The 17,229-nt window shown below is 71.9% G+C and carries 13 protein-coding genes; 10 read left to right on the top strand and 3 right to left on the bottom strand.

Annotated features, from left to right (window positions below; all coding sequences use genetic code 11):
• Window positions 1-38: 38 nt before the first annotated feature.
• Both ACIGXJ_RS22230 and ACIGXJ_RS22235 read left to right on the top strand, forming a co-directional pair.
• Entirely contained in the window at window positions 39-776 is a 738-nt protein-coding gene (locus tag ACIGXJ_RS22230) for a response regulator transcription factor (RefSeq protein WP_399647999.1), read from the top strand.
• Between the two features lie 8 nt (window positions 777-784).
• Window positions 785-2,188, top strand: coding sequence for an ATP-binding protein (locus tag ACIGXJ_RS22235; RefSeq protein WP_399648001.1), 1,404 nt, complete (start codon window positions 785-787; stop codon window positions 2,186-2,188).
• A 27-nt stretch (window positions 2,189-2,215) separates the two neighbouring features.
• Here ACIGXJ_RS22235 and ACIGXJ_RS22240 read toward each other — a convergent pair whose 3' ends face one another.
• A complete protein-coding gene (locus ACIGXJ_RS22240) occupies window positions 2,216-2,605 on the bottom strand; it encodes a DUF6281 family protein (protein WP_399648003.1) in 390 nt (129 codons plus the stop codon).
• Between the two features lie 123 nt (window positions 2,606-2,728).
• Here ACIGXJ_RS22240 and ACIGXJ_RS22245 point away from each other — a divergent pair, with 123 nt between their 5' ends.
• A complete protein-coding gene (locus tag ACIGXJ_RS22245; protein ID WP_399648006.1) occupies window positions 2,729-4,783 on the top strand; it encodes a pectinesterase family protein in 2,055 nt (684 codons plus the stop codon).
• A 58-nt stretch (window positions 4,784-4,841) separates the two neighbouring features.
• Here ACIGXJ_RS22245 and ACIGXJ_RS22250 read toward each other — a convergent pair whose 3' ends face one another.
• Window positions 4,842-6,656 carry a bifunctional metallophosphatase/5'-nucleotidase gene (locus ACIGXJ_RS22250; protein ID WP_399648009.1) on the bottom strand — a complete coding sequence of 605 codons (1,815 nt, stop codon included), beginning with the start codon at window positions 6,654-6,656 and terminating at the stop codon, window positions 4,842-4,844.
• Window positions 6,657-6,800: 144 nt separating this feature from the next.
• Here ACIGXJ_RS22250 and mshD point away from each other — a divergent pair, with 144 nt between their 5' ends.
• The 4 genes from mshD to ACIGXJ_RS22270 all read left to right on the top strand — a co-directional run bounded on the left by mshD (window position 6,801) and on the right by ACIGXJ_RS22270 (window position 11,870).
• The gene (gene mshD / locus ACIGXJ_RS22255) at window positions 6,801-7,727 is read left to right on the top strand and encodes a mycothiol synthase (RefSeq protein WP_399648012.1); all 927 of its coding nucleotides are present in this window, start codon (window positions 6,801-6,803) and stop codon (window positions 7,725-7,727) included.
• A gap of 281 nt (window positions 7,728-8,008) precedes the next feature.
• Window positions 8,009-10,360, top strand: coding sequence for an RNA degradosome polyphosphate kinase (locus tag ACIGXJ_RS22260; RefSeq protein WP_399648014.1), 2,352 nt, complete (start codon window positions 8,009-8,011; stop codon window positions 10,358-10,360).
• On the top strand, window positions 10,341-11,414 hold the full coding sequence (locus ACIGXJ_RS22265) for a CHAD domain-containing protein (RefSeq protein ID WP_399648017.1): 1,074 nt from the start codon (window positions 10,341-10,343) through the stop codon (window positions 11,412-11,414). Before ACIGXJ_RS22260 ends, ACIGXJ_RS22265 begins: the two co-directional genes overlap by 20 nt.
• 30 nt (window positions 11,415-11,444) lie before the next feature.
• The gene (locus ACIGXJ_RS22270) at window positions 11,445-11,870 is read left to right on the top strand and encodes an NUDIX hydrolase (RefSeq protein ID WP_399648020.1); all 426 of its coding nucleotides are present in this window, start codon (window positions 11,445-11,447) and stop codon (window positions 11,868-11,870) included.
• Window positions 11,871-11,939: 69 nt separating this feature from the next.
• Here the strand turns inward: ACIGXJ_RS22270 and ACIGXJ_RS22275 are convergent, their stop codons facing one another.
• The gene (locus tag ACIGXJ_RS22275) at window positions 11,940-13,505 is read right to left on the bottom strand and encodes an FAD-binding oxidoreductase (protein WP_399648024.1); all 1,566 of its coding nucleotides are present in this window, start codon (window positions 13,503-13,505) and stop codon (window positions 11,940-11,942) included.
• Window positions 13,506-13,891: 386 nt separating this feature from the next.
• On the opposite strand from ACIGXJ_RS22275, the gene pstS reads away from it, so the two are divergent.
• The 3 genes from pstS (at window position 13,892) to pstA (ending at window position 17,215) form a co-directional block, all read left to right on the top strand.
• Window positions 13,892-15,019, top strand: a complete 1,128-nt coding sequence (gene pstS, locus ACIGXJ_RS22280; RefSeq protein WP_399648026.1) for a phosphate ABC transporter substrate-binding protein PstS — start codon at window positions 13,892-13,894, stop codon at window positions 15,017-15,019.
• Window positions 15,020-15,149: 130 nt separating this feature from the next.
• A complete protein-coding gene (pstC, locus tag ACIGXJ_RS22285; protein WP_399648029.1) occupies window positions 15,150-16,157 on the top strand; it encodes a phosphate ABC transporter permease subunit PstC in 1,008 nt (335 codons plus the stop codon).
• Window positions 16,154-17,215 carry a phosphate ABC transporter permease PstA gene (pstA, locus tag ACIGXJ_RS22290; RefSeq protein WP_399648031.1) on the top strand — a complete coding sequence of 354 codons (1,062 nt, stop codon included), beginning with the start codon at window positions 16,154-16,156 and terminating at the stop codon, window positions 17,213-17,215. Before pstC ends, pstA begins: the two co-directional genes overlap by 4 nt.
• The last annotated feature ends 14 nt before the right edge of the window (window positions 17,216-17,229 follow it).

Genomic DNA, 17,229 nt, shown 5'->3' on the forward strand with positions numbered 1-17,229 from the left:
GCACCCCCGTCCCCACGCACACGAGGAACCCGACACCCATGACCAGCGCCGAAGGCGACCGTGACCGTGCCCCCCAGCGCATCCTCGTCGTCGACGACGAACCGGCGGTGCGCGAGGCCCTCCAGCGCAGCCTCGCCTTCGAGGGGTACGGCACGGAGGTCGCCGTGGACGGCCTGGACGCGCTGGACAAGGCACGGGCCTACCAGCCCGACCTGATCGTCCTGGACATCCAGATGCCCCGCATGGACGGCCTGACGGCGGCCCGCCGCATCCGCGGGGCCGGCGACACCACCCCGATCCTCATGCTCACCGCCCGCGACACGGTCGGCGACCGCGTGACGGGCCTCGACGCGGGCGCCGACGACTACCTGGTCAAGCCCTTCGAACTCGACGAGCTCTTCGCCCGCATCCGCGCCCTGCTGCGCCGCAGCTCCTACGCCTCCGCCTCCGGGACGGCCGCGGAGGACGAGGCCCTCACCTTCGCCGACCTGCGCATGGACCTCGCGACCCGCGAGGTCACACGTGGCGGGCGGCCGGTGGAACTGACCCGCACGGAGTTCACGCTCCTGGAGATGTTCATGGCCCACCCCCGCCAGGTCCTCACCCGCGAGCAGATCCTCAAGGCGGTCTGGGGCTTCGACTTCGAGCCGTCGTCGAACTCCCTGGACGTGTACGTCATGTACCTGCGCCGCAAGACCGAGGCGGGCGGCGAGCCGCGCCTGGTCCACACCGTGCGGGGCGTCGGCTACGTACTGCGGCAGGGCGGCACCGAGTGAGGAAGCTGATGAGGCTCCCCCTGCGCTCCCGGCTCGCCCTGCTGGCGGCGTCGGCGGTGGCGTTCGCCGTGGCGGCGGTCTCGGTGACGTGCTGGTTCATCGTGCAGAAGAAGCTGTACGCGGAGATCGACGACAACCTGCGCCACAGCAACGTGCAGCTCGACAGCCTCCGGATCCGGAACACCCTGGCCGGCTGCACGCAGTCGGCGGACGACGGGCTGCCGTACGGGCCGCGCAGCCGCACCTACATCGAACTGGTCACCGCCGACGGCCAGTACTGCGTCTTCGACGACTCCACCGGCTCGGTGAAGATCTCCCCCGGGGATGTCGAGGTCGCCGCAGGCACCCGCACCGAGCCGCGCTTCGGCACCGCCAAGGACACCGAGGGCAACTCCGTGCGTACGCTCACGGTCCCCCTGCCGCCCATCGACGGCGTCGCCGTCCTGGTCGCCCTGCCGCTGGAGGACACCGAGAAGACCCTCGACGAACTCGCGCTGCTCCTCCTCCTGGTCTCCGGCATCGGCGTGGTCGGCGCCGGAGCGGCGGGCCTCGCGGTGGCGCGGGCCGGACTGCGCCCGGTCGACAGGCTGACGGAGGCCGTGGAGCACGTGGCCCGCACGGAGGACCTGACCATCCGCATCCCGGTGGAGGAGGGCGACGACGACGAGGTGGCCCGCCTCTCGCGCTCCTTCAACTCCATGACGACGTCCCTGGCCAGCTCCCGGGACCTCCAGCAGCAGCTGATCGCCGACGCCGGCCATGAGCTGCGCACCCCCCTCACCTCCCTGCGCACCAACATCGAACTCCTCACCCGCAGCGAGGAGACGGGCCGCCCGATCCCGGAGGCCGACCGCAAGGCGCTGCTGGCCTCGGTGAAGGCCCAGGTGACAGAACTGGCGGCGCTGATCGGTGACCTGCAGGAGCTGTCCAGGTCCGAAGGGCAGCGAGGCGAACGCGTCCAAGTCGTCTCCCTGGAGGACACGGTCGGCTCGGCCCTGCGCCGGGCCCGCCTGCGCGGCCCGGAGCTGACGATCACGGCGGACCTGGAGCCCTGGTACGTCCGCGCGGAACCGGCCGCCCTGGAGCGGGCGGTGGTCAACATCCTGGACAACGCGGTGAAGTTCAGCCCCGAGGCGAGCACCGTGGAAGTGACCCTGCACGAGGGCGTCCTCCGGGTCCGCGACCACGGCCCGGGCATCCCCGCCGACGAACTCCCCCATGTCTTCGACCGCTTCTGGCGCTCCCCCTCCGCCCGCTCCCTCCCCGGTTCCGGCCTCGGCCTGTCGATCGTCGCCCGCACGGTCCACCGGTCCGGCGGCGAGGTGGCCCTGACCCCGGCCGAGGGCGGCGGCACCCTGGTGACGGTCCGGCTGCCGGGGGCGGCCACACCGCCGCCTTCGACGACCCCGTAGGGGCGCCCGGGAACCGCCCGGCGACGGTCACTCCCCGATGCGCACCACCTCCCGCACCTCGGGCGGCAGCGTCTGCCCCGCCCCTTCCGCCACCAGGACGACGTCCGGCGAGCCGGTGCCCGTGGTGATGGCCACGGCAGGGTCGACGCCCTCGACGGCGAAGGCGGGCACGCGTCGCCCGGGTGTGCCGGGGTCGTCGGGCCGGCCGCCCGTGTCGTCGCAGGCCGGCAGCACCGCCGTACCGAGCCGCTCGCCGACCTGGACGTCACCGGCTTCGTAGCCGGAGTACCGGCGGCCGTCGTACAGCGCGACATAGGCGCAGGAGCCCGCGGCCTCGCCGTCGCCGCCGCTCACCGTGCACCCCGCGAGCAGCACCCCCGCGAGCAGCACCACCGCGAGGGCGCTTCCTCTCCCCACAAGTCTCTTCACACCACCCCGACGCACGACCCCGCCCTTTCGTTCGGACGGACGCGGCAACCCGCCCGCCCCCGGCGGCAACCACTCACCGACCCTTCCTCCCCACGGAACGGAAATCCCCACATGAGTGAGAGCCGCCGCAGGTCCACGTCCCGTCACCGCAGGCGCAGGACGGCCCTGATGACCGGGGTCCCGCCGGCCGTGGCAGCCGCCGGGGTGCTGGCCTACGGGTCGGTGTTCGGACTCGGGGCCGCCGAGAGCGCCTCCGCGGCCACCGCCCCCGCCTGGGCGACCGCGACGGCGGACGGTTTCGCCTCCGTCGACGCGCTGGGCCAGAACGGAACGTACGGCGGCCGCGACGGCCGGACCGTCACCGTCAGGACCCTCGCCGACCTGGAGAAGTACGCGACGGCCCCCGAGCCGTACGTCGTCGTCGTGGCGGGGACGATCACGATGAACCCGGCCGGCAAGGAGATCAAGGTCGCCTCGGACAAGACGATCATCGGCTCCGGCACCTCCGGTCACATCGTCGGCGGCGGCTTCTTCCTCGGCCAGGGCGTCCACAACGTGATCATCAGGAACCTGACGATCAGGGACGCCTACCAGGGCGTCTGGAACGACAAGGAGCACGACTTCGACGCGATCCAGATGGACGGGGCGCACCACGTCTGGATCGACCACAACGACCTGCGCCACATGGCCGACGGTCTGATCGACGTCCGCAAGGACAGCACGTACGTCACGGTCTCCTGGAACCGCCTCAGCGACGACAACAAGGCGTTCGGGATCGGCTGGACCGAGAACGTCGTCACCGACATCACGATCCACCACAACTGGATCCGCGAGACCGAACAGCGCAACCCGTCCACGGACAACGCCGCCCACGCGCATCTCTACAACAACTTCCTGGAGGACGAGCCGAACACGGCGGTCAGGTCGTCGTACGGCAACTACGCCCGGGGGAAGACGAGGATGGTGCTGGAGAACTCCTACTTCCGGGGCTTCACCAACCCGGTGATCCGGGACGGCACCGCCGTCCTCGTCCAGCGCGGCAGCGTCTTCTCCGGCACCAGCGGCCGCAACGAGAGCGGCGGTGGCACGGCGTTCGACCCGAGGCAGTACTACGGCTACACGCTCGACGCCGCCGACAAGGTCCCGTCCCTGGTCAAGTCGGGTGCCGGCCCGAGGACTTCACTGGGCACGACGGCTGCGGCACCGGCGGCCACCACCCTCACGGTCGCCAAGGACGGCACCGGCCAGTACACGACCGTCCAGGCGGCGGTGGACGCCGTACCGGCGAACAACCCCGCCCGGGTCGTGATCGCCGTCGGGCCGGGCACGTACCGCGAGACGGTGAAGGTCCCCTCCGGCAAGCCGCACATCACCGTCCAGGGCACGGGAGCGAGCCGCAAGGACACGGTGATCGTCTACAACAACGCGTCCGGCACGCCGAAGCCCGGCGGCGGCACCTACGGCACGGGCGGCAGCGCCACGGTCGCCGTGGAGGCGGACGACTTCCAGGCCCGCAACCTGACGATCGCCAACGACTTCGACGAGAAGGCCAACCAGTCCCTCTCCGGCCACCAGGCGGTGGCCCTGCGGACCGCCTCCGACAAGGTCTTCCTCGACGGCGTCATCGTCGAGGGCGATCAGGACACCCTGCTCCTGGACACGGCGTCGAAGGACCGGCTGGGCCGGGTCTACATGACGAACTCCTACGTCGTCGGCAACGTCGACTTCATCTTCGGCCGGGCCACGGCGGTCGTGGACAGGTCCGTCATCACCCTGAAGAAGCGCTGGGACGGCACCTCGGCCGGCTATGTCACCGCCCCCAGCACGGCCGCCGGCCGCAAGGGCCTGCTGATCGCCAACTCGACGGTCACCGGCGCGGTCTCGGACCGCAGCTTCTACCTCGGCCGCCCCTGGCACGCCGGCGGCGACGCCACCCTCGACCCGCAGACCACGGTCCGCAACACGACCCTGAGCGCCGCCGTCAGGACGGCACCCTGGACCGACATGAGCGGCTTCTCCTGGAAGGACGACCGCTTCGCCGAGTACCGGAACACGGGCCCCGGCTCCGGCCCCGCCTCCGCCGACCGCCCCCAGCTGACGGACACCCAGGCGGCGGACCAGGAGGTCCAGGACTGGCTGGCGGGCTGGACGCCTTCGGCATCCTGACATGCGGCACGGCGAAGGGGCCCGAGGACGGCGTCCCCGGGCCCCTTCGCGCGGTCGGTCACTTGATGACGTTCACCCGGTCCGTCGCGGGCGTCGGCAGCGGGGCGGCCGCCGAGGAGTTGGCGGACAGGTAGGACTCGAAGGCCCTCAGGTCGTCCTGGCCGACGAACGGGTTCGCACCCTTGGCCAGCTCCGTGAAGCCGTCCCCGCCGCCGGCGAGGAAGGAGTTGGCGGCGACCCGGTAGACCGCGGCCGGGTCCAGCGGGGCACCCGCGACCCGGACGGAGTCGGCGACGATCCGGTCCGCGCCGGTCTTCGTCAGGTCCAGCGTGTACGTCAGACCCGACGGCTGCAGGATCTTCGGGGCAGCCGCGTTGGCGCCGGAGACCTGCTGCTGCAGCACGGTGAGCAGCTGGGCGCCGGTGAGGTCGACCATGTTCACCGTGTTGGCGAACGGCTGCACCCGGAAGGCCTCGCCGTACGTCACCACGCCGTCGCCCTCACCCGCCGGGGAGGACACGTACGTGAGGTTGGCCCGCACCCCGCCCGAGTTCATCAGCGCCAGGTCGGCGCTCGGGTCCACGGACTTGGCGTAGGCGAGCTGCGCGTCCGCGATCACGTTGCCGAGCGTGGAGTCGTCCGGCGTCTTGGGCTGGGCCAGCTCGGAGGCGATCCAGCCGATGGGCCGGTTCTCGACCGGTGCGGACATCGCCTTGTAGTGGGCGATCAGGTCGGTCATGTCGGAGGCCGGGTTCTGCCGGACGACGACGTGGTTCGCGGACTGCACCGACGTGCGCACGATGTCGCCGCTGCGCCGGTCGTAGGTCAGCGTGGTGTCCGTGTAGAGACGGCCGAAGGACGCGGCGGAGGTCACCGTGCGCGGGTTGCCCTCCGGGTCCGGGATGGTGCACGCGTACGCGGCGTGGGTGTGGCCGGTGACCAGCGCGTCGACCTTGGCCGTGACGCCCTTGGCGATGTCGACGATCGGGCCGGAGATGCCGGAGCCCGCGCCGCCGGCGTCGCAGTCGTAGTTGTACGCGTCGGACGCCGGGGCGCCGCCCTCGTGGATCAGGGCGACGATCGACTTCACGCCGCGCTTCTGCAGTTCACGCGCGTACTTGTTGATCGTCGCGGTCTCGTCGAGGAACTTCAGGCCCTTGACACCGTCGGCGGTGACGATGTTCGGGGTGCCCTCCAGGGTCACGCCGATGAAGCCGACCTTCACGCCGTTCTTCTCCCACACGTAGGTGGGGTCGAGCATCGGCTTCCCGGTCTTCTCGTCGACGACGTTCGCGGCCAGGTACGGGAACTGCGCGCCCTCGAAGGTCCGCCCCTCCTCGTAGCAGCCGTCCTTCGGATGGCAGCCGCCGTCCTGCATCCGCTTGAGCTCGGCGGCGCCCTCGTCGAACTCGTGGTTGCCGACGCCCGTGACGTCCAGGTCGAGGGCGTTCATCGCCTCGATCGTGGGCTCGTCGTGGAAGAGCGCGGACATCAGGGGGCTGGCGCCGATCAGGTCGCCCGCGGCCGCCGTGATCGAGTACGGGTGGCCCTCGCGGGCCTTGCGCAGCGAGCCGGCCAGGTACTCCACGCCGCCGACGCCCTCGATGGTCTTGACGCTGCCGTCCGGCTGAATCTCCGTGAGCCGCGCCGAAGAACTCGTGGGGGGCTCCAGGTTGCCGTGGAAGTCGTTGAACGACAGCAGCTGCACTTCCTGGTAGCGGCCCGGGTGCTTGCCCGTGCGGTCGCCCTCGTCGGCGCTCGCCGTACCGGGCAGCGCGGCGGCGAGCGCGCCGACCGTGGCGAGTCCGGCGGCGGCCGCGAGCAGCCGGTGCGTACGGCGTCGGCGGTGGTGCGGCTGGGATATGGCAGGCATGCGCCCCCCTGTGGTGCATGAAGAGGTGTGGCTCGGTCCGGGCGCAGCCTAGAGTCAACGCGCGTAGCGCGACAGGGGTTTCAGGTCACATCTGGGTCTCCCTTTGCCCGGACTCCGGCGGTGCCGCCGTTTACCCTCGTAGGCATGACCAGCGACGACTTCGCACGGCCCGGCCAATCACGCGCCATCGAGACCTACGCCGCGCTCGACGCGGAGCAGACCGACGCGGTGCTCGACCTGCTCGCCGAGGCGGCCCGAGGCGACGGCCAGCAGGCGGTGTCCGAACAGGGCAGGCTCCAGCTGCGCGGCGGGGCACGCGAGGGCGTGTCCCATCTGCTGCTCACCCTCGACGGCCAACTCGTCGGCTACGCCCAGCTGGAGGACACCGACCCCGTCGAGGCACCGGCCGCCGAGCTGGTCGTCCACCCGGCGCACCGGGGCCACGGCCACGGCCGCGCGCTGGGCTCGGCCCTGCTCGCCGCGACCGGCAAGCGGCTGCGGGTGTGGGCGCACGGCGGGCATCCGGCCGCCCGGCATCTGGCCCAGGTGCTGGGGCTGACCCTCTTCCGCGAACTGCGTCAGATGCGCCGCCCGTTGGCCGGCCTCGAACTCCCCGAGCCCGTTCTGCCCGAGGATGTGACGGTACGTACGTTTATCCCCGGCCAGGACGACGCCGCCTGGCTCGCCGTCAACGCGGCCGCCTTCGCACACCACCCCGAGCAGGGCTCCCTCACCCAGCGCGACCTCGACGACCGCAAGGCCGAGCCCTGGTTCGACCCGGCCGGTTTCTTCCTCGCCTTCCGGGGGGACCGGCTGGTCGGCTTCCACTGGACGAAGGTGCACGCCGAGGAGCAGCTCGGCGAGGTCTACGTCGTCGGCGTCTCGCCCGACGCCCAGGGCGGGGGCCTCGGCAAGGCCCTCACCACGATCGGCCTGAACCACCTCGCCGCCCAAACCCTGCCGACCGCCATGCTCTACGTCGACGCCGACAACAAGGCGGCGGTGGCCGTGTACGAGGGGCTGGGGTTCACGACCCACGAGGCCGACCTGATGTACCGCACGGAGACCTGAGCCGGTCCGGCCGGTCCGAGTCCCCGGGCCGTGGGCGGCTGCTCGCGCAGTCCCCGCGCCCCCGTGCGAGGACGCCCTCGCCCACCGAGCAGCCGCCCCGGCCCGTCCCGCGCCCCCGGCCGTGGGCGGCTGCTCGCGCAGTTCCCCGCGCCCCCCAAGGCTGCTATCGAACAGTTGTTCCATAGAGGGGCCCGCTGTCGCATCTCGTGAGCCTCCCCCCGCTATCCCGCACGCCATGTCTCCGTAACCACCGGTTCAAACAGGCTTGCGACGCTCGGCCAATGAACCCCGCCGTGCCAGAGCCTTCGCCGCCTCCCGAGTGGGCCGCCTTCACGCTCCCGCCCGCGACTTCCGACGCGCCTGTCTCGCTGCTCGCGCGGAAGAATGGGTCCATGAGCCAGCAGAACACCCAGGCCGAGGTCCAGCACGCGCAGCCCTCCGTGGGCTCCATAGCCGCCCACCGCCCGCACACCGTGGCGGCCGTCGTCTCCGATCTCGAACCCGATCTCGACGCGGACCTCGACGCGTACGAGGAGAGCCCGGAGAGCCAGGGGGACGGGGCCAAGCTCCCGCAGGGCCGCTTCCTGGACCGGGAGCGCAGCTGGCTCGCGTTCAACGAACGCGTGCTGGAACTCGCCGAGGACCCGAACACGCCGCTGCTGGAGCGGGCGAACTTCCTGGCGATCTTCGCGAGCAACCTGGACGAGTTCTTCATGGTCCGGGTCGCCGGCCTGAAGCGCCGTATCGCCACCGGGGTCGCCACCCGCTCGGCCTCCGGGCTGCAGCCCGGCCAGGTGCTGGAGATGATCTGGGCCCGCTCGCGCGAGCTGATGGCCCGGCACGCCGCCTGCTTCCACGAGGACGTCGCCCCCGGTCTCGCGGAGGAGGGCATCCACCTGGTCCGCTGGAGCGAGCTGACCGAGAAGGAGCAGGCCCGGCTCTTCACCCTGTTCCGGCACCAGATCTTCCCGGTCCTCACGCCCCTGGCGGTGGACCCCGCGCACCCCTTCCCCTACATCTCCGGCCTCTCCCTGAACCTGGCCGTCGTCGTGCGCAACCCCGTCAGCGGCCACCGGCACTTCGCCCGCGTGAAGGTGCCGCCGCTGCTGTCGCGCTTCCTGGAGTCCAGCCCCGGCCGCTACGTCCCCATCGAGGACGTCATCGCCGCGCACCTGGAAGAGCTGTTCCCGGGCATGGAGGTGCTGGAGCACCACGCCTTCCGCATCACCCGCAACGAGGACCTGGAGGTCGAGGAGGACGACGCCGAGAACCTCCTCCAGGCCCTGGAGAAGGAGCTCATGCGGCGCCGCTTCGGCCCGCCGGTGCGCCTGGAGGTCGAGGAGTCCATCGACCGCGAGGTCCTCGACCTGCTGGTGCGCGAGCTGAAGATCACCGAGGCGGAGGTCTACCCGCTGCCCGGCCCGCTCGACCTGACCGGCCTGTTCCGCATCCACGGCCTGGACCGGCCCGAGCTGAAGTACCCCAAGTTCGTCGCCGGCACCCACCGCGACCTCGCCGAGGTCGAGTCGGCCTCCCCGCCGGACATCTTCGCCGCGCTGCGCAGCAGGGACGTCCTGCTGCACCACCCGTACGACTCGTTCTCCACCTCCGTGCAGGCCTTCCTGGAGCAGGCCGCCGAGGACCCGGACGTCCTCGCGATCAAGCAGACCCTGTACCGCACCTCCGGCGACTCCCCGATAGTCAACGCGCTCATCGACGCCGCCGAGGCCGGCAAGCAGGTCCTGGTCCTGGTCGAGATCAAGGCCCGCTTCGACGAGCACGCCAACATCAAGTGGGCGCGCAAGCTGGAGGAGGCCGGCTGCCACGTGGTCTACGGCCTGGTCGGCCTGAAGACCCACTGCAAGCTGTCGCTGGTGGTCCGCCAGGAGGGCGACACCCTGCGCCGCTACAGCCACGTCGGCACCGGCAACTACCACCCCAAGACGGCCCGCCTGTACGAGGACCTCGGCCTGCTGACGGCCGACCCGCAGGTCGGCGCCGACCTCTCGGACCTCTTCAACCGGCTGTCCGGCTACTCCCGCCGCGAGACCTACCGACGCCTGCTCGTCGCGCCGAAGTCGCTGCGCGACGGCCTGGTCTCCCGCATCAACAAGGAGATCCAGCACCACAGGGCCGGGCGCCCCGCGTACGTCCGCATCAAGGTCAACTCGATGGTCGACGAGGCCGTCATCGACGCCTGCTACCGCGCGTCCCAGGCGGGCGTGCCGGTCGACGTGTGGGTGCGCGGCATCTGCGCGCTGCGCCCCGGGGTCGCGGGCCTGTCGGAGAACATCCGGGTCCGCTCGGTCCTCGGCCGCTTCCTGGAGCACTCGCGGGTCTTCGCCTTCGGCAACGGCGGCGAGCCCGAGGTGTGGATCGGCAGCGCCGACATGATGCACCGCAACCTCGACCGCCGTATCGAGGCGCTCGTCCGGGTCGTCGACCCCAGCCACCGGGCCTCCCTCAACCGGTTGCTGGAGACCGGCATGTCCAGCGCGACGGCCTCCTGGCACCTGGGCGCGGACGGCGAGTGGACCCGGCACGCGGTGGACGCGGAGGGCCAGCCCCTGCGGAACATCCAGGAGATGCTCATAGACGCCCGGAGGCGCCGGCGTGGCACAGCAACACCTTGAACCGACGGACCCCCTGGCCCGCCCGGTGACCGGGGAGGCCCTCGCGGGCTATCTCCGGTGCCAGGCCACGGAGTTCCTGCGCGCGCTGCGCCGGCTCCGGGAGTCCGGCGCGGGCGGGGGCGCCCCCGCCCGAGGCCGTCCGGGTGTGGCGGACAGCGGCTCGCCGGAGTCCGCCCAGGCGGCGCGCGCCCTGCGCCGCTCGGCCCGCCGGATCAGCGGCAGCCTGCACACCTACCGGCCCCTGCTGGACGCCGACTGGTCGGAGGGCATGCGCCCCGAACTCGCCTGGCTGTCCGGCACCCTGGCGCTGGAGCACGCCTTCTCCGCCCGCCTGGAGCGGCTGCTGGCCGCACTGCACCGGTTGTCGGGCTCGGCGGGCCTGCCGGTCCAGCCGGGCACCCCCGGCGGGGCCCCGCCCGCCCCCGAGCGCGGCAGCCTCACCGTGGGCGCGGCGAAGGCGAGCGCCCTGCTCGACCGGCAGCTCACCCTCGCCCGCACCCGGGCCCACTCCACCGCCCTGCAGGCCCTGGGCAGCAGCCGCTTCCACGCGGTCGCCGACAAGGTCGCCTTACTCGCCAGCGAGGTGCCGCTCACCCAGGCCGCCGCCGACACCGACCTGCGCGCGCTGGCGGCGGCCGCCGAGGAGCGGCTCACGGACGCGGTCGCCGCGCTGCCGCTGGTCACCGCGGGCAGCCCCTACAACGCCGAGGCCCTGGTGCACGGCCTGTCCACCGACCCGGCCCCGCACCCCCAGGACGCCCCCTGGCACCAGGTCCGCCTGCTGCTGCGCCTGCACCGCTACGCCCGCGAGGTGCTCCAGGGCCAGGACGGGCCGGTGAACGTACGCCTGCTCGCCGCGGGCCAAGCCCTCGACCGGCACCGGGACGCCTCGGAGGCGGCCGCTGCCGCGGCGCAGGCGGCCCGTACTCCGCGGATCGCCCCGGCGACGGCGTACGCCCTCGGCGTGCTGCACGCCGACCAGCGGCACGAGGTGGAGGCGGCCCGGTTCGCCTTCCAGCGGTCCTGGCAGAAGCAGACGGTGGCGGCGCCCTGAGCCGCCCGCACGGAAGGCGGTGAGGCGTGGATGTCCTCCCCGGCGAAGAACTCCCCGGTCCTGGCGGCCGGTTGTGTCCTGTGGCGCCGCTCCCCGGCCGACGGGGAGCCGGAGATCTGCCTGGTGCACCGCCCCAGGTACGACGACTGGTCGCACCCCAAGGGCAAGCTCAAGCGCGGCGAGGACGCGCTCACGGGCGCGCTGCGCGAGGTGGTGGAGGAGACGGGCCACACCGCCCGTCCCGGCGGCGAGCTGTCGACCGTCCACTACCTGGCGGGCGGCCGCCCCAAGCAGGTCCGCTACTGGGCCGCCGAGGCCACGGGCGGCGGCTTCGTCCCCACCACCGAGGTCGACCGCGTCCTGTGGCTCCGCCCGCAGGCGGCCCGGGCGCGGCTGACCCAGCCGCGCGACCGGGAGCTGGTCGACGAGCTGCTGCGGTCCTTCGAACGCACGTAGCGGAAGGCTCCATGCCGCTGAAACCGGGGATCGGCAGCGGACCGGCTCCCGACCGGTCGCCGGGGCCGGTCACAGCGCCTGGGGGTAGGTGAACACCCGCTCCGGGTCGTACCGCCGCTTCAGCTGGGTCAGCCGCGGCGCCGCGTCGCCGTAGTACGCCGTGCGCCAGTTCGTCAGCGTCGGGTCGGTGTAGTTCTGGTAGGCGGCGCCCGAGGCGTAGGGGCGCATCGCGCGGTGGGCGTCGGTGAGCCAGGACTGGGCCGTGGAGCCGGAGGTGCCCGCCCGCCAGGCGCCGATGTACTGGGCCAGCATCCGGGAGCGGCGGTGCACGAAGGCCGTCGCCGTCGGGGAGACCCGGTTGACCGCCCCGCCCAGCGCGGTCAGGGCGATGGAGCCGGTGCCGCCGCGCACCGAGCGGATCTGCGACAGCAGGGTGCGGATGCCGGCCGCGGACAGCGAGCGGTCGAAGAAGTCCGAGCGGGCGGCGTACGTCTCGCGGCCCAGCGCGCCCTGCGGGGAACGGCCCGGGGTGGAGCCCGGCAGATGGCACTGCGCGTCGGTGGCGAAGGAGGAGCAGCCCGCGTACACCTCCATCGCCTCCTCGTACGACCGCCGCCGCAGGGACACGCTCGTCGCCGACGCGCCGATCCGGTCGGCCAGGCGGTCGACGGCGTTCTGCAGCTCGCCGTAGGTGCCGAGGGAGAACGCCGCGACGGAGACGGTCGGGGTCCCGCCGGCCGCGTTCGCCAGGTGCAGCGACGACCAGATCTCGTCGGGCTGACCGGGCCCCCACTCCTGCCAGGCCTTCACCACCGCGGCCGCCTTCGACCACGGCCAGCTCATGTACGCGGACACCGCCTGCGGCGCCGGGTGGGTGCGGAAGTGCAGCTCGGTGACGACGCCGAAGTTGCCGTTGCCCGCGCCGCGCAGCGCCCAGAAGAGGTCCTTGTTCTCGCGGGCGTTCGCCACCAGCTGCCTGCCGTCGGCGGTGACCAGGGTGGCCTGGGTGAGGCTGTCGCAGGTCAGGCCGTACGCCCGGGAGACCACGCCGTGTCCGCCGCCGAGGACGAGCCCGGAGACGCCGACCGTGGGGCAGGAGCCCGCCGGGATGGTCACGCCCTTGGCGGCCAGCGCCCGGTAGACGTCGATCAGCTTGGCGCCGGCCCCGACGACGGCCGTGCTCCCGCTCGCGCGGACCCGGCTCAGCTTGGAGACGTCGATGATCAGCCGTCCGTTGCCCGAGGACCAGCCCGCGTAGGAGTGGCCGCCGTTGCGGATCGCCACGCGCAGATCATGGGCCTTCGCGTACGACAGGACGGTGCGGATGTCGGCCGGGTGGGCGACGTAGGCGACGGCGGAGGGCTTCAGGCCGTCGAAGCGGGTGTTGTACAGCTGCCGGGCCGCCGCCCAGGAGGCGTCGCCCGGGCGGATCAGCGGGCCGTCGAGGTCGCGGGCCAGGGCGGCCCAGCCGGCCGCCGCCGCGGAGGCGCCGGTCGCCGTCATCGCGGTGACCGTCGGCGCCTTGGACGGGGGCGTACGGCTCGGGCGGGCCGTGCCGTCGCCGCCGGTGCAGGCGGCCGACGTGGCCGCCGCGAGGGCGGCGACCCCGCCGCCGATGAACGTACGCCGTTCCATGTCCGCCTCCGCATCGCGCCGGTCCCCATGGAACGAGACGGGCCCGCGGGCCGCCGGGTTCCAGACCGGGCGCCGGTCGTGCGCCGGTGGCCGGCCGCGTGTGCGACACCAGAGACAAGTATCCTTTTTGTCCTGGTAGATGGAGTCGCTGTTGCAGGACGGCCGACTTGCTCCGGTACCTCCACGTGCCCTCCCCGTGAGCATTCCGTGACCTAACCGCACCGACCGCAGGGGTTCACCCCCCGTTCACTTCCGGCCATCGGCGGCTTCACCTGTTCTGCCTAATTTCGGCCTTACCCGGTGAGGGCGCGCCCAGTGCGGCTCGTGCCGGTCAGACTTCGCACGCCGCCGATCAGGACGGCGGCTCCTGGAAGGAATTCCCGAAAGTGAAGCTTCAGCGCATGAACCGGCGGGCCCTCACCCTCGGTGCTCTCGCCGTCTCCGGCGCCCTGGCCCTCACGGCGTGCGGCTCCGACGACACCGGCGAGAAGACCAGCGGCGGCGGCGCCTCCACCAGCACCCAGGCCGGCGACATCAAGTGCGACGACGCCAAGGGCCAGCTGCTGGCCGACGGCTCGTCCGCGCAGAAGAACGCGATCGACGCCTGGGTCAAGGCCTTCACGCAGGCCTGCAACGGCGTGCAGATCAACTACAAGGGCGGCGGCTCCGGCGCCGGCGTGACCGCGTTCACCCAGGGCCAGGTCGCCTTCGCCGGCTCCGACTCCGCGCTGAAGCCCGAGGAGATCACCGCCTCCAAGGAGATCTGCCAGGGCGGCCAGGGCATCGACCTGCCCATGGTCGGCGGCCCGATCGCGATCTCCTACAACGTCCCGGGTGTCGACAACCTCGTCCTGGACGCGCCGACCCTCGCGAAGATCTTCGACAGCAAGATCACCAACTGGAACGACAAGGCCATCAAGGCGCTCAACCCCGACGCCAAGCTGCCCGACCTGAAGATCCAGGCGTTCCACCGCGCCGAGGACTCCGGCACCACGGACAACTTCACCAAGTACCTGATCGCCACCACCCCGGAGAACTGGAAGTACGAGGGCGGCAAGGCCTGGCAGGCCAAGGGCGGCCAGGCGGCCTCCGGCTCCGCGGGCGTCGCCCAGCAGGTGAAGCAGAACTCCGGCGCCATCGGCTACATGGAGCTCTCCTACGCCAAGGACCTCCAGGTCGTCTCCCTCGACACGGGCGCCTCCGCCCCGGTCAAGGCCTCCACCGACAGCGCCACCAAGGCCATCGCGGACGCCAAGGTCGTCGGCACGGGCAAGGACCTCGCCCTGGAGCTGAACTACAAGACCAAGGCCGAGGGCGCCTACCCGATCACCCTCGTCACCTACGAGATCGTCTGCGACAAGGGCAACAAGGCCGACAGCCTGCCCGCCACCAAGGCCTTCCTGCGCTACATCGCCAGCGAGGACGGCCAGAAGGTCCTCGCCGACAACGACTACGCGCCGATCCCGGCCGACATCATCGCCAAGGTCCGCACGACCATCGAAGAGCTGAGCTGACCTCCCGGTGCGGTCCGGTCCCCACCGGGGCCGGACCGCACCGTCCGGTGCACCGCCGCCAGGGGCCGCACGACGAGTACGGCTCCACCGAGCCGCCCTCCGCGGACGGCTCCGCAGACCGGAGAACCCGATGGACACAAAGACGCAGAACACCCACGTACCTCCGCCCGCCCCACAGCCGACCGTGACCGAGCAGAAGCGCAACGCACGCGGCGCCACCCGCCCCGGGGACCGGATCTTCCTCGGCCTCTCCCGCGGCTCCGGCATCCTGCTGCTCGCGGTCATGGCCGCGATCGCGATCTTCCTCACCTACCGGGCGTTCCTCGCCATCGGCGAGGACGAGGGCAACTTCCTCACCACCTTCGAGTGGAACACCAACCTCCAGCCCCCGGTGTTCGGCATCGCCGTCCTGGCCTTCGGCACGATCGTCTCCTCGGTCATCGCCATGGTCATCGCGGTCCCGGTCGCCGTCGCCATCGCGCTGTTCCTCACCCACTACGCCCCCCGCCGACTGAGCAGTCCCATCGCCTACGTCGTCGACCTGCTCGCCGCCGTGCCGTCCATCGTCTACGGCCTGTGGGGCGCCCTGGTCCTCGTCCCGCACATGAACGGCCTCTACGGCTGGCTGGACGACTACCTCGGCTGGACCGGCATCTTCGAGTGGCAGGGCGGCGCCCCGCGCTCCATGCTCACCGTGGGCATCCTGCTCGCGATCATGATCCTGCCGATCATCACCAACGTCAGCCGCGAGGTCTTCCGGCAGGTCCCGCAGATGCACGAGGAGGCCGCGCTGGCCCTCGGCGCCACGCGCTGGGAGGTCGTCCGCATGGCCGTCCTGCCCTTCGGCCGCTCCGGCGTGATCTCCGCCTCCATGCTCGGCCTCGGCCGCGCCCTCGGCGAGACCATGGCCGTCGCCACCGTGCTCTCCCCGAGCTTCACCATCGAGGCCAGCCTGCTCAACCCGGGCGGCGGCACCTTCGCCCAGAACATCGCCGGCAAGTTCAACGAGGCGACGCCCTTCGGCCGTGACGCGCTCATCGCCTCCGGTCTGGTGCTGTTCGTCATCACCCTGCTGGTCAACGGCGCGGCCCGCGCGATCATCGCCCGCCGCAAGGAGTACTCGGGGGCCAACGCATGAGCCACGCAGCCGTCGTCACCGACAAGCGCCCCAGCACCCTGCGCGGCGCCAGCCTGCCCAAGTGGTCCCCGTGGGCCATCGCCGCGGGCTCCGTGGCCGTCGCGGTCGGCATCGGCCTCGCCGCCGGCCTGGACAGCCGTATCCAGTGGGGCCTGATCGCCGCACTGCTCTTCGTCCTCGGTACGTACGCCATCGCCGCACGCGTCGAGGGCAAGCGGCAGGCCAAGGACCGCGTCGCCACCTCCGTGGTGTGGGTCGCCTTCGTGCTCGCGATCGTCCCGCTCGCGTCGCTGATCTGGGCGACCGTCCAGCGCGGCATCAAGGTCCTCGACGTCTACTTCCTGACCCACTCCATGGGTGTGGTCGCCGACTCCGAGGTGGGCGGCGGTATCTACCACGCCATCATCGGCAGCCTGGAGCAGGTCGGTCTCGCCACCGCGATCGGCGCGCCGATCGGTGTCCTCACCGCGATCTACCTGGTCGAGTACGGGCGGGGCAACCTGGCCCGGGCCATCACCTTCTTCGTCGACGTGATGACCGGCATCCCGTCGATCGTCGCCGGCCTGTTCATCCTCAGCCTCATGCTGATGTGGGACATGCAGCCCTTCGGCTTCGCCGGCTCGCTCGCCCTGGCCATCCTGATGATGCCGGTGGTGGTGCGCTCCACCGAGGAGATGCTCAAGCTCGTCCCGAACGAGCTGCGCGAGGCGTCCCTCGCGCTGGGCGTGCCGAAGTGGCGGACGATCCTGAAGGTGGTCCTGCCGACCGCGATCGGCGGCATCACGACCGGCATCATGCTCGCCGTCGCGCGGATCGCCGGTGAGACCGCGCCCGTGCTGCTGCTGGTGTTCGGCAACCCGTTCATCAACACGAACCCCTTCGAGGGCGCGCAGGCGTCGCTGCCGCTGTACATCTACCAGCAGTACCAGCAGAGCCAGTCCGAGGCGGCGTACGACCGCGCCTGGGCCGCGTCCCTCACGCTGATCGCCTTCGTGATGATCCTCAACCTGGTGGCCCGCGGGATCGCCCGCTGGAAGGCCCCGAAGACCGGTCGCTGACGCGGCCAACGGCG

The sequence above is a fragment of the Streptomyces sp. NPDC053367 genome, assembly GCF_044545925.1.
Taxonomy (GTDB): Bacteria; Actinomycetota; Actinomycetes; order Streptomycetales; family Streptomycetaceae; genus Streptomyces.